The sequence below is a fragment of the Candidatus Rubrimentiphilum sp. genome (assembly GCA_035710515.1).
Classification (GTDB): domain Bacteria; phylum Vulcanimicrobiota; class Vulcanimicrobiia; order Vulcanimicrobiales; family Vulcanimicrobiaceae; genus Rubrimentiphilum.
In genome coordinates, this window is record DASTDE010000001.1 from 516,098 (window position 1) to 529,312 (window position 13,215).

Sequence of the window (13,215 nt, forward strand, 5' to 3'; positions counted from 1 at the left end):
TAACCTAGGAAGTCCTATTTGCTAGGGCACACTCCAAGTCGCCGTGCCCGAGGCGTTCTTTAGAAATGCGCCTGACGTTCCGTCGGTATACATCCCAAGGAATCCGCGTTGGTTCTTCGACGCGTCAAAGATTTCGAGGGTCGGAATGTAAGCGCTCGAGATACCCACGAACGTGCGCCTGACGGCCTTGAGATCTTGGACGCTGAGCCCATACGGGCCGAGTGTTGCCGTTTGGACTTTCTTCTGGTTCAGCCCAACGAACGGCACGCTGTCCGTTACGTCCGTCATGCCGAGCTCCATCTGGCGCGTTCCGCTCGAGTCTCCGAACCAGAGTTGGGGATATTTTCCATCCACCAAGCCGAGAATCGCGCGCGTGTAGCGCTCGTCTTCCAGCGCCAGATAGGCGTCAGATTTCACCATATAGACGGAGAGTCGCGAGATGCCGCGGGGGTCGAAGAGTTTAAAACTCGGCTCGTGCGACTTTTTGTCAAATGCCGCCGAGAGCCGCTCCTTGCCGCCTGAGTCGAGCAAGTGAAGGCCGGCCGCATCAATCTTTACGCGCGTGACGCCCGAGCTGTCAACGATGCTGAGCTGGCTCGCGCGCAGCGCTCCGGAGCCCGCTGCGGCGCCGATTGCCGTAACCGCGACGAGCGCGATGGTCATTACGAGCGACACTCGCTTGAGCATGCGGCTCTCCCGCTCGAGCTTCTCGAAGCGTGCCGCGACTTCGGGTGAAAAAGAAGAATCGGCCATGTGGGGTCTCCTGTAGTGCAGTTCTAGTGAAGTAGGGCGGAGATATCTTCGGCGGGCAGTGGTGCGTGAAAGTAAATACCCTGTCCCGACTTGCAGCCCAGCGAAATGAGCGTTTTCGCCTGCCTCTCGGTCTCCACGCCTTCGGCCGTTACGCGCAAGCCGCAGGCTTCTCCCAAGCCGACCAGCAGCCGTACGATCTGCTCGCCTTTTGGTTCGCTGAGCGCGGCGATGAAGCTTTGATCGATCTTAAATGAATCGATTGGCAGCGACGTGATGTACTGCAGCGAGGAATAGCCCGTTCCAAAGTCGTCGAGACAGAGATCGACGCCGGCGGCTTTAAGCATTTCGAGAATCCCCTCGGCGCGGTGTTCGCTCTGCAGGATCGACGTCTCTGTGATCTCGAGCGTCAGCATCTTGGGTTTAATGGCGTACGTGCGCACCAGCTTGCGCAAGAAGTCGGGGAGGTTCGGCTGCAAGACTTCTTGCACCGACAGGTTGACGTTAAGTCCCAAGTTTGGGAAGCCGGATTTTTGCCAGCGCGCGAGATCGCGGCAGGCTGTGTCGAGAACGAATCGACCGACGGGCTCCATGAGGCCGAGCTCTTCGGCCAGGGGTAGAAACGCAGCCGGTGCGAGGTAACCTTGGCCGGGATGGTTCCAGCGCAGCAGCGCCTCGACACATTCGATGTGACCCGTCGCCAGGTTGACGATGGGCTGATACATCACAACGAGCTGGCGTTCTTCGATCGCAGCACGAAGGTCCAGACGAAGCGACAGCCGCTGCAGCGCTTCTTCGTGCATCGTCGGCGTGAAGATGGCGTTGCGATCGCGTCCTTGATTCTTGGCCCGGTACATCGCCGTCTCCGCGTCGCGCACGACTTCGGCAATCGAGGTGTAGCCTTGATCGACCGAGACCACGCCGATGCTCGCGGTCATGACCAGGGTTCGTCCGGCTATCGCGAAGGGCCGGCGCAGCATTTCATGGATGGTGTCCAGCACGCCTTGAATCGCTGCGGTTGACGTTCCCGGAACGAGCACGGCGAACTCGTCGCCCGCCATGCGCGCGACCATCGCGCGCTCGTCCACGACCATGCGCAGGCGTTGGGCGGTCTCTCGCAGCACGTCGTCGCCGGCCAAATGGCCCAGCGTGTCGTTGATCGATTTGAATTCGTCGAGATCCAGATAGAGCACGCTGTGCGGCTCGCCTTCGCCGCGATGCGCCGCTTCGAGCGTGCGGGCCAGCTGCAGCGAAAACACCATGCGGTTCGGCAGCGCGGTCAACGGATCGTGGGTGGCTTCGTATTGCAGGCGGCTCTGCGAACGCGCGTTGACGAGCGCGAGTCCCATCAGGTTGACGAATACCTGCATGGCGCGCAGCGTCTGCACCGTTGGAATCTCGCCGTTGAGCGGGCCGTCGGGCGACATGTAGCCGATCATGATGCCGTCACGATCGTGCAGCGTCAGAACGAGCGCATCACGCTCTTGCCATTGGTTTGGATATTGACGCTTGGTTTCGTTCGGGTTGAATCCGGTATAGATTGACCGTTCCCACTCGTGCTCGCGCTCGGCCGGAAAGAAATAGCAGTCGTCAAAAAAACGGACCGCGTGTTCCAGCATTGCCGAGAACGCTTCGCGATCAATATTCTCATGCAGGCGTTCCTTGACGGTCTCTTCAGAGAAGCCGAGCATTACCCGGCGCCGCAGTTCGCCGTTGGGCTCCTCCGCCGCGACCATCGTAACGAAACGCCAGCCGAAGAGTTCCTGAACGCCGTGGGCCAACGACGTAAGCGCCGCATCTAAAGTGGGCGCATCCAGAACATCGCGTGTGATCTCAAAGAGCCGCTCAAGCTCGGTGGCCGAACCCGTACGGCCCGAAACAGTCCCGATTTGCTGCATCGGCAACGCCTCTATTGAGCCTTTGGGCCCACGGTCCCTACCCGAAGATGTCGCGGAAGACCAATGCGAACGCCGCCACGGTGAGCGCCCCGGCAACGCAGAGCATCAAAACGGGCGATTTTAGCCGCAAAGAAAGTCTCGCGCCGATGGGGCCGCCCAAGATTCCGCCCAGCACGAGCGGGATTACATAGTTCCACGCGACGTCGTGTTGTAGAAGCTGAGTGAGGAAACCGACCGGCGACGTGAGCAGGATCGCAAATTGGGAGGTCGCCGCGATCACGTGCGCCGGCAGCGTCGAGAAGTACAGCAGCGAAGGGATCAGAATCACGCCGCCGCCCACGCCGAACAGACTGGAGACGAACCCGACCGCAAAACCGGTGAACAGCGTGCCGGTCGCATTGTCTTGACCGCCGGCCGTGCGATGTGCCAACCGCCGCTCGCGATTGATGACGATATCCGCTGAAACGGCGAGCAAAAATGCGGCGAAGAGCCAGTCGAATACGCGTGGCGAGGCGTGCTTGACCGCGATCGCGCCCAGAATGCCGCCGGGAATTCCGCCGGCGGCGATTAGCCAGCCCGTGCGCAGGTGCACGCGGCGTTGCAAGAGATACGACGTCGAGGCGCTCGCACTGTTCGCAATCACCAGCGCGAGCGACGTTCCGGCCGCCAGCGGCGGCGAGAGTCCGTAGAAGATGCGAAGCACCGGCACGATAATAAACCCGCCGCCCAACCCGACCATCGATCCGAGAATACTGGCGAGCAAGCCTGCGATAAATAGCCAAAGCATCAGGTCAATTTCGTTTCAGGCGCATGTTTAAGAAACGAAATTGACCTGATGCCTTGGCACTATCGTGGCCTTTAAATATATATTGGACAGAGTGTGCCCTGACACGGTGCTAGGCTACACGCGCCCAATATAGCGACGGTCCCGAGTGTCGATTCGGATCGTGTCGCCGGGGTTGACGAAGAGTGGGACGTTGACGACGGCGCCGGTTTCGAGCGTCGCAGGCTTGCTCGTTCCCGTGGCGGTGTCGCCCTTGAATCCCGGATCGGTCGTGACGATGCGCAGTTCGACGTGTGCGGGAAGGTCGCAGCCGATCGGAAGGCCGTCGTGAAACTGGACGTCGACCACCATGCCGTCCTTCAGGAAATCCGCCGGGCCGCCAATCAGATCGCGCTGCAGCGTTACGTTTTCGAACGTCTCTTGGTCCATGAAATGGTAGCCGTCCGCGTCGTTGTAGAGCATTTGCATCGCCCGGTTGTCGACGATCGCCCGCTCCAGCTTTTCGCCTGCCCGGAACGTGCGCTCGACGGTCGCCCCGGTCTTGACGTTCTTCATACGCGTGCGCACGAAGGCGGAGCCTTTGCCGGGTTTGACGTGCTGGAACTCCACGACGGTCCAGAGATGGCCGTCCACCACGATCGTGATGCCGTTGCGCAAGTCGTTCGAAGAGATCATGACCGGGCCATACGCAGCCCGGTATGCCGAGCCCTACAATCGGCTAGAGCTTGATGGCGTTTTCGCGGCCCGCAAGCAGGCGGGCAATGTTTTCCCGGTGCGTATATAAAATGAAGGCCGCCGCAAAAACGCCGTAGGCCGTGAACCACGGGTCGTGCGTGAAGTACCACAGCGCGATCGCCGCCAGAATGCTGCCGAGCATCGAGCCCACCGAAGAATAACGCGTGATCGCCGCGCCGATCGCCCAGCCCGCGACGGCAACGACTCCGGCCGGCCACGCCAGCGCGAAGATCGCGCCGAAAGACGTGGCCACGCCTTTGCCGCCTTTCCATCCCAGCCAAGGCGAATAGCAATGTCCGAGCACGGCAAGAGCGGCCGCGAGCGCCGCCGTCCATGGCGGCGCGAAGTGGTAGTGCAGGATGAGAAGCGGCGGGACGAAGCCCTTGAGCGCGTCGAGTACAAACACGGCAGCTCCGCCGGCTTTGCCGATCGTGCGCAGCGCGTTCATTGCGCCGATGTTTCCGCTGCCGCTTTGCCGGATGTCGGTGTGGAAGAAGAGCCGGCCGATAATGTACCCCGTCGGAATCGAGCCGATTGCGAATGCCGCCAGAGCGATGAGCGCGATCGTCATTCGCGCGTCTCACGGGTGCGTTCGCGGAATTCGAGTTTCAGCGGAACGCCTTCGAAGTCGAAGTTGCTACGGATCGTATTTTCCAGAAAACGGCGGTACGACGTCTGCACGAGTTTCGGATCGTTCACATGGAAGACGAAGAGCGGTGGATGCACTGCCGGTTGCGAGCCGAAAAGGATCTTGAGCGGCTTGCCGCCGATCGCGGGCGCCGGATGTGCCAGCGAGGCGTCGCGGATGATGTTGTTCAGCTGCGGCGTCGGAATGCGGCGATCGAGATTAGCCGCTACCTTCATGACGACCGGCATCAAGCTTCCCAGCCGCCGCTGCGTCTTGGCCGAAAGAAACGTCACAGGCGCAAAACGCGCAAACGGCAGCTGCTCGTGAATCACGTTGGTGAGTTCGCCTTGGCTGTACTCGCCTTGTTCGCGCACTAAATCCCACTTATTGCCGGCGAGGATCAGACCTTTGCGCTCCTCGAGAATCAAGCCGGCGAGGCGGCGTTCCTGCGCGAGTATTCCGTGCATCGTATCGAAGAGCAGGATGGCGATGTCGCAGCGCGCGATTGCCGAAAGCGCGCGCAGCGCGGCGTAGTACTCGATTGCGCCGTGCTGTTTAGGTTTGCTGCGGATGCCGGCCGTATCGATCAGTCGCAGGCGCCGGTCTTGGTACGGAAAGATCGAGTCGATGGCATCGCGCGTCGTTCCGGGAACGTCGGAGACGACGGAGCGTTCCGACCCCAGCAAAGCATTGAGCAGCGAGCTCTTGCCGACGTTCGGCCTTCCGACGATCGCGATTGAAAGTTCGCCCGCCAGATCCTCGGGTGGCGCATCGGGCGGCAGAAGTTCCGCGATGCGATCGAGCAGATCGCCGGTGCCCTCTCCGTGAATGGCCGAAACGGCGAGCGGATCGCCGAATCCGAGCGGTCCGAATTCAGCGTAGATTGCGGCCTGTGCACTTGGCGATTCAGCCTTGTTGCAGACCAGCACGACCGGGCGCCGGGCCTTGCGCAGAATTTTGGCGACGTCGTCGTCGACCGGATTTCGGCCCGCCGCGGCGTCAACGACGAAGAGCACGGCGTCCGCTTCTTGCGCCGCGGCCTCGGCTTGGCGCTGGGTTGCGGCGATGGCGTTGTCCGGATCCTTTTCAACCTCAGGATCGATCCCGGCGGTATCGATAAGGCTAAACGTTCGCCCGCGCCATTCGCACAAAGCATACAAGCGGTCGCGCGTTACGCCGGGCGTATCTTCGACGATTGCCATCCGTTGGCCGATCAAGCGATTGAAGAGCGCACTCTTTCCGACGTTCGGCCGTCCGACGATTGCCACGGTCGCCGGACGAAGCATGGCGCCGTCGGTTTGTTCGTCAGTCTGCACGAGTGGGAAGGTTCCGTCGTTATCGGGGTATTCCCGCGGCCCTGGGCGAACAGCGCAAGCCGATGGCGAGCATCTACATCGAAACGTTCGGCTGCCAAATGAACGAGGCGGATTCGCAGTACATTGCGGATCGGGCCGCGGCGGCTGGTTACGTTGTGGCCGACCAAGCGGAAGATGCCAACGTCGTCATCATCAATACGTGCACCGTACGCGACAATGCCGAGCGCCGGGCATACGGCCGGATTGGGCATTTGAAAATGCTCAAGGACGCCGATCCCGCGTTAAGACTCGTGGTGACGGGTTGTCTGGCCGAACAGGATCGCGATTCGATGCAGCGGCGTGCGCCGCATATCGACGCGGTTTTTGGAACGAGCGAATTGCGTCAGCTCGGTGACACGATCTCGCGCTGGCGAGAACAGTTTGCCGATTCCGATCGCAGCGAGGAACGCGCGCTGATCATGCCGGTGGGCGGCGCGGCTGATTGCATTACGGATGCGTTTTCACACTTGCGCGGTTTCGTGACGGTGCAGCGCGGCTGTTCGTACTACTGCACGTTTTGCATCGTCCCGCACGTGCGCGGCCGGTTCGACCATCGCCCGATGAGCGACGTCCTCGGCGAGGCGCGTCAGCGCGTGGACGAAGGAGCGCGCGAGATTATGCTCGTTGGTCAGACGGTCAACGCCTATCGCGATCCGGTGAGCAACGACGATTTCGCCGAGCTGTGCCGTCGCGCCGCGCAGAGTTCGGGACTCGAACGCCTGGCGTTTATCTCGCCGCACCCAAAGGATTTCAACGAGAAGACGATCGCCGAATTGGCACAGATTCCGCAGCTGAACCCGCGCATTCATTTGCCGCTGCAATCGGCGAGCGATGCGGTCCTGCGGCGCATGAACCGGAAGTACACGCTCGCGCAGTTCCAAGAAAAGGTCGCCTGGATTCAGCAGTACATGCCGGGAGCGGCGATCACGACGGACGTTATCGTCGGATTCCCGGGTGAAACGGAAGAAGATTTTCGAGCGACGCTCGATTATGCCGCGAGCGGGATCTTCGCAAACGCGTATATGTTCATCTACTCAAAACGCCGCGGCACGCCCGCCGCGCATTGGGAGCAAGTCCCCGCTCCGGTTGCGAGCGAACGCTTCGAACGGTTGGCAGAAGCCCAGAATCGAGTGACTCGCGCCTACCACGATCGCAAGCTCGGCACAACGGTTCGCGCGCTCATCCAAGGCATATCCAAAAAGGATCGCTCGAAGCTGGCCGCCAGGACGTTGGACAACGTAACCGTCATCGTGCCGCTGCCTCCGGACTACGATGAACGGCGCTACGCGCGCGAGCCGTGGCTCGACGTGAAGATCGACACCGCTTTCGTCTGGGGCTGCTCCGGAACGGCAATGCGGCGAGCCGAGCGCTTCGAGGGCGAAGGCGTTTTGCTCGAATCTCCGTTAGTAAGCTTGCTCACAGCGTAATCGCAAGTTATCCACAGGGCGCGTCCCGAAACGCCGTTCCAGCGTGAGCGAACGGTATTCACCGATGCTCGAGCAGTATTTTGGGATGAAAGCCCGTCATCCCGAAGCTATTCTGCTTTCGCGAGTCGGTGATTTTTACGAAGCGTATGGAGAGGATGCGGAAACGATCGCGCCCGCGCTTTCGATTGCGCTTACGTCGAAAGAAGCAGGCAGCGGCCAAAAGATAGCGATGGCAGGCGTGCCGCATCACGCCCTGTCACAATACTTAGCTCGCCTCGTCCAGCAGCGCTTCATCGTGGCGCTGGCCGAGCAGCTCGAAGTTGCGCAACCGAACAAACTGGTGCGCCGCGACGTCGTGCGCATCGTTACTCCCGGCACGTTGATCGAAGATCAGCTGCTCGACGGCAAGCAAAACAATTATTTGGCGGCGATCACTGCCATCGACGACACGTTCGGCTTGGCATACGCGGACGTTTCTACCGGCCTCTGTGCGGCGACGTCGCTAACGGGCGAATCGGGATACGAAGAGCTGCTGGCCGAGATCGGTCGCATCGGTCCGTCGGAGATTATCGCCGATATGCCACCGGGTTTACGTGCGAGTTTGGCTGCGGCGCTCGAGAGCTCGGGCGTGCGCGTGGCCGCGCCGGCTCTTTGCTCCGTCGAAAGCCGCGACCGGCGATCGCTCGACGGTTTCTCGCTCGATGAAGCGCTGGCCATGCATCGCGCGCTCGATGCGTTGGTCGAGTTCGTGCGCCGCTCCGGTGTCGATCCGTCGAACGGCGCCGGGCAAGCCAAGACGCCGCTCAATCCGCCGCAGTTTTATCGTCACCGGACGTTTCTGTCGCTGGATCCGAACACGCGCAAGAATCTCGAACTCATTCGAGCTCTGGGCGCAAATCCGAAGGCGACGCTGCTCGCAACGCTGGACAAATGCGCCACGTCGATGGGTTCGCGTCTGCTCGCGCGGTGGATCCTCGCTCCGCTCGTCGACCAAAGCGCCATCATTGTACGGCAGGATGCGGTTGCCGCGCTGATCGCGGAGCACGTCCGCCGGGAGTCGATGCAAGAGCTCTTGCGCGGCTGCTTCGATCTGGAGCGCATCTCGCAGAAGGTTCGCTTCAAGCGGGCGCTGCCGCGCGATCTCGCGTCGCTGCGTCGTACGTTGGAAAACATGCGGCCGTTGCGCCAGGTCACGCCGCCGGCTTTACACTCGTACGCCGGACGGATCGGCGATTTCGAGACGATGCTGGCCGACCTTCACGCCACGCTCGTCGAGGATCCGCCCGCTCAGCTGACCGACGGCGGCGTCGTGCGCCCGGAAGCCGACGCTGAACTCATGGAGTGTGTAAGCCTCCGCACCGACGCGCGTGCAAAACTTTCAGAGCTCGAGGAACGCGAACGCGAGCGTACCGGCATCAAAACGCTGAAAATCAAATACGTCAGCACGTTCGGCTACGCGATCGAAGTCGGGAAGAATTACGCTTCCCGCGTTCCCGAGGATTACGTGCGTAAGCAGACGCTCACGACCGGCGAGCGGTACAGCACGCCGGAACTCAAAGAACTCGAGATCGCCATCTCGACTGCGCAGTCGCGCCAGCTCCGCCTCGAGGAGCGGCTTTTTGGCGAACTCGTGGATCGCATTGCGGCGCGCATCGACGAGTTGCTGGCGGCGGGAGAAGCGCTGGCCGAGCTCGATGTCTTGTGCTCGCTGGCGCAATGCGCGGCCGAACGCGGCTATGTGCGGCCGGAATTCGACGAGCAGAGCGTTATGGATATCGAGGCCGGCCGGCATCCGGTGATGGAAGCGATCCTGCGCACCAACTTCGTTCCCAACGACCTGCATCTGCGCGAAGGCGATCACCGGTTCGTCTTGTTGACCGGTCCAAACATGGGCGGCAAGTCCACCTATTTGCGGCAGGCCGCGCTGCTAACGATCATGGCGCAGATTGGGTCGTTCGTTCCCGCCAAATCGGCGCGGCTCGGTATTGTCGATCGCATCTTCACGCGGATCGGCGCCGGCGACGACCTGGCCTCAGGACAGTCCACCTTCTATGTCGAGATGGCGGAAGCAGCCAACATCTTGCGGCGGTGCACGCATCGCAGTCTGCTCTTGATCGACGAAGTCGGGCGGGGAACCGGCACCATCGACGGGCTGGCAATCGCGCAAGCTATCTGCGAGTTCTTGCTAGGATTGGAAGAACAGGCGCCGCTGGTGCTTTTTGCAACGCATTTCCACGAACTCGTGGCGCTCGCAGAGCATTGGAAGCTCGTCGCAAACTATCACATTACCGCGGTCGAAAAGACGGGCGCCGACGGCGGTCCGGTCTTTTCGCATCGCGTGCTGGCGGGAAGCACGTCGCGATCGTTTGGCATTGAAGTAGGCCGCATGGCTGGCTTACCCGATGCGGTCGTCGAGCGCGCGCAAGAGATCGCCGATGCGCTCTCCGGCAAAGCCGACGTCGAAGAACAAGTGCCGCTCCGCCGGCGTCTGCCGAAGATCGTTCCGGCCGAACGTCAACTCACGTTCTTGGACCAATAGAACCCATTGAAACCAGTATGCTTGCTCGGTGAGAATCCCGTGTACGCAGAAGACTGGACCGTGCTGCAAAAGGCCCGACGGCGGCTTCCCGACGGGTATTTTTCGGCTGGAGTGGTGTTGGCTAAGTCCTGGAAAGCGACGAGCCTCCTATGGACGCTTAACAGCTTGTACGGTGGCAGCTTTGGCGACGAACCATTTCGCTACGATACGGGGGCTCGAACATTCACTTTTTTCGGCGAGCGCGCGGACGAGGCGCACGATCTCTGTGATGCTTTGCGCGACTCCTGGCTGCACAGGAGCGAGGGCGACCACAACGTTACGCCCACGATGGGTTCGGATGGCGATACGTTAAAGGAATTTGTGGAAACCGTACTCCTCATTGGGCGCGCCGGTTCCGAGGCCTACTATCGCAATTGGAAGTACTATTTGTTCGTGGCGCCCGATGAAGATTCGCTCCGCGAAACGCGTGCCGAGATCGCCCTATTCGCCGCCGAGATGGAAGAAGGAAAACGCGAGCGATGATCCACGTCCTCGATTCGCAAACGGTCGGACAAATCGCGGCCGGCGAGGTGATCGAGCGTCCGCTCTCGGTCGTCAAAGAGCTGGTTGAAAACGCGGTCGATGCAGGCGCAACGCGCGTGGCGGTTTCGCTGACGGATGGCGGCGTCTCGCTCATTGAAGTGGCTGATAATGGCTCCGGCATAGAGCCCGAGGATTTGGCGCTTGCTGTGCGCCGTCACGCGACGAGCAAACTTTCGCAGGCTGAAGATCTTGAATCGATCGCTACTCTGGGATTTCGCGGAGAAGGCTTGGCGAGCATCGCAGCGGTTTCGCAGCTCGAGATCGTGACACGTACACCGCAAAGCGAGATTGGGGTTCGCATAACCGCACATGCGGAAGAAGCCGGCGCGATTGAAAAGGCAGCCGCGCCGGTCGGGACGATCGTTCGCGCGCGCGACCTCTTCGCAAACGTCCCGGTGCGGCGCGAGTATCTCAAGTCCGCCTCCACAGAGTTGGCGAGAGTCTCGAGCTGGCTGTCGACCTTCGCGTTGGCCTACCCCGCCGTCACGTTCTCGCTGCACCACGACGGCAAAGAAGTATGGGTGATGCCGGCGGTGGACGATCAGCGCGCGCGGCTGGCGATGGTTTTTGGAAAGTCTGCCGCCGAGACGCTTATTCCGCTGGACGGCGAGGTAACGCGCGACATGCATGGCGTTCTCTCCGGGTTTATCAGCTCACCCGGAAACGATCGCCCGGACCGGCGCATGCAACTCTTGTTCGTCAACGGGCGGCTCTTGCGCAGTACGCTTTTGGCCGGAGCCTGGAGCGCGGGCTATTCAACCTTTGCCATGACCGGACGCCAACCGTACGGCGTGCTCTTTCTCGAATTGCCTCCCGACCACGTTGACCCCAACATCCATCCGACCAAGAGCGACGTACGTTTGCGTTACGGGCAGCAGGTCGTCGGAACGGTCAAGCGCGCAATTGCAGCAACGCTCCACCATCACGCCACGCAACGGTTCGGCGATGCCGTGACGGCCTCACTCGCGCCCGAAAACATGGACGCCAGTCTGGCGCATTTGCAGACGCTCTTCGAACGCACGCCGTCCGGCGATTCGGCCGAAGGCGATTCACCGAGCGGTTTGCGCGTGCTCGCGCAGATCGATCGCACCTACATACTCGCGACCGACGGCAGCGCGCTGGTTCTGGTCGATCAGCACGCCGCGCACGAGCGAATCGCCTATGAAAGAATCCTGGCAGCCGCCGACGCGCAAACGCCGCCTGCCGAACCGCTGCTCGTGCCGTTTGCATTCGAGCTGCCGGCGGACCGTGCCGGGGCGCTCGAGCGCGTGCTGGATCCATTGCGCGAGACCGGCCTCGAAATAGACGTCTTCGGTGAGCACAGCTACCGCATCGTTGCGACACCGGCCGGATACGGCGCGCGAGCTTTCGATGTCGCCGGGTTCTTGGACGATCTGACCGACGAGCCGAAACAGCGCGACGTGCGCGAGCGCATCTGGGCCTCGCTGGCCTGCCATTCGGTCACGCGCGCCGGCGACCGGTTGGAAATGACGGAGATGACCACGCTGGTCGATCGCTTGCAGCGGTGCGAGAATCCGATGCACTGCCCGCACGGCCGTCCCACGATCGTGCGCTTGGATCCGGCCGCTATCGCCCGACTGTTTAAGCGATGACCGGATCTTCCGGCGTACTGGTAATCGCCGGACCGACCGCGTCGGGGAAGACCGAGCTTGCGATCGCGCTCGCGCAGCGGTACAACGCCGAGATCGTGAGCGCCGACTCTCGCCAAATCTACCGCGGCATGCCGATCGGAACCGCGGCACCCACCGCCGAGCAACTCGCAACCGTGCGGCATCATCTCGTCGGGTTCTTGGATCCGCACGAGCGTTACTCGGCGGCACGTTTTGCCGCCGACGCAGTGAGGGCGATTCGCGACATTCAGGCGCGCGGCAAGCGCGCAATCGTCGCGGGCGGCACCGGCTTTTACATTCGAGCACTCACCGGCGCAGTCGGGCTGGCGCCGCAACACGATGAAGAGCTCCGGGCGCGACTAGTTCGCGAAGCGCAGCTGCACGATGCGGAGTTTTTGCACGGCTGGCTGGCGCTGCGCGACAAAGATCGTGCGCAGATGATTCATCCGCAAGATGCATACCGTGTTTTGCGCGCGCTCGAAGTCGCGCTGGCGCCGGAGTCAATCCGCCGGGAAGGGCCGATACAATCGCTGGTGACGGACGGCATTCTATTTCTCAAGGTGTATCTGGAAGTCGACGAGGCACAGTTGGAAGAACGCATCGCGCGCCGCACGGATGCGATGCTGGCGGCAGATTTCTTGGAGGAAGCCGAGCGCATCGGCGCAAGTGCGGTGGCCGCCAGCGCCGTGGGCTACCCGCAAGCTCTCGCCTTTCTGAGCGGCTGGTGCACGCAAGACGAAATGAGAGCGCTGCTCGTTCGAGCCACACGGCGCTACGCAAAACGGCAGGCGACGTGGTTTCGCAGCGAACCTGATTTGCTGACGGCTCCGGCGCGCGACGTAGAAAGGCTGGCAAGGGAAAAGCTCGCGTGGGTTTGAAGCGGACT

Annotated in this window: 11 protein-coding genes; 5 read left to right on the forward strand and 6 right to left on the reverse strand. The window is 61.7% G+C overall.

The features are described 5' to 3' along the window. Positions 1-21: 21 nt before the first annotated feature. From VFO29_02590 to der, 6 genes are all read right to left on the reverse strand, one after another. The gene (locus VFO29_02590; GenBank protein HET9392403.1) at positions 22-753 is read right to left on the reverse strand and encodes a hypothetical protein; all 732 of its coding nucleotides are present in this window, start codon (positions 751-753) and stop codon (positions 22-24) included. Positions 754-776: 23 nt separating this feature from the next. Beyond that, entirely contained in the window at positions 777-2,648 is a 1,872-nt protein-coding gene (locus tag VFO29_02595; protein HET9392404.1) for an EAL domain-containing protein, read from the reverse strand. A 37-nt stretch (positions 2,649-2,685) separates the two neighbouring features. Then, positions 2,686-3,435 carry a sulfite exporter TauE/SafE family protein gene (locus tag VFO29_02600; protein HET9392405.1) on the reverse strand — a complete coding sequence of 250 codons (750 nt, stop codon included), beginning with the start codon at positions 3,433-3,435 and terminating at the stop codon, positions 2,686-2,688. A gap of 114 nt (positions 3,436-3,549) precedes the next feature. After that, a complete protein-coding gene (efp, locus tag VFO29_02605; GenBank protein ID HET9392406.1) occupies positions 3,550-4,107 on the reverse strand; it encodes an elongation factor P in 558 nt (185 codons plus the stop codon). A 43-nt stretch (positions 4,108-4,150) separates the two neighbouring features. Next, the gene (gene plsY, locus VFO29_02610; GenBank protein HET9392407.1) at positions 4,151-4,738 is read right to left on the reverse strand and encodes a glycerol-3-phosphate 1-O-acyltransferase PlsY; all 588 of its coding nucleotides are present in this window, start codon (positions 4,736-4,738) and stop codon (positions 4,151-4,153) included. Continuing rightward, positions 4,735-6,111, reverse strand: a complete 1,377-nt coding sequence (gene der, locus VFO29_02615; protein ID HET9392408.1) for a ribosome biogenesis GTPase Der — start codon at positions 6,109-6,111, stop codon at positions 4,735-4,737. Before der ends, plsY begins: the two co-directional genes overlap by 4 nt. Before the next feature lie 62 nt (positions 6,112-6,173). Here der and miaB point away from each other — a divergent pair, with 62 nt between their 5' ends. The 5 genes from miaB to miaA are packed head-to-tail and all read left to right on the forward strand — an operon-like array spanning position 6,174 to position 13,207. Next, positions 6,174-7,577 (forward strand): tRNA (N6-isopentenyl adenosine(37)-C2)-methylthiotransferase MiaB, encoded by a 1,404-nt coding sequence (gene miaB, locus VFO29_02620; protein HET9392409.1) that lies wholly within the window; start codon positions 6,174-6,176, stop codon positions 7,575-7,577. 43 nt (positions 7,578-7,620) lie between these two features. Next, positions 7,621-10,116: a DNA mismatch repair protein MutS gene (gene mutS, locus VFO29_02625; protein HET9392410.1), complete on the forward strand. Its 2,496-nt coding sequence runs from the start codon at positions 7,621-7,623 to the stop codon at positions 10,114-10,116. A gap of 21 nt (positions 10,117-10,137) precedes the next feature. After that, positions 10,138-10,638, forward strand: a complete 501-nt coding sequence (locus VFO29_02630; GenBank protein HET9392411.1) for a hypothetical protein — start codon at positions 10,138-10,140, stop codon at positions 10,636-10,638. Beyond that, positions 10,635-12,311 carry a DNA mismatch repair endonuclease MutL gene (mutL, locus tag VFO29_02635; protein HET9392412.1) on the forward strand — a complete coding sequence of 559 codons (1,677 nt, stop codon included), beginning with the start codon at positions 10,635-10,637 and terminating at the stop codon, positions 12,309-12,311. The genes VFO29_02630 and mutL overlap by 4 nt, the downstream gene beginning before the upstream one ends. Beyond that, positions 12,308-13,207 (forward strand): tRNA (adenosine(37)-N6)-dimethylallyltransferase MiaA, encoded by a 900-nt coding sequence (miaA, locus tag VFO29_02640; GenBank protein ID HET9392413.1) that lies wholly within the window; start codon positions 12,308-12,310, stop codon positions 13,205-13,207. Before mutL ends, miaA begins: the two co-directional genes overlap by 4 nt. Positions 13,208-13,215 lie beyond the last annotated feature (8 nt).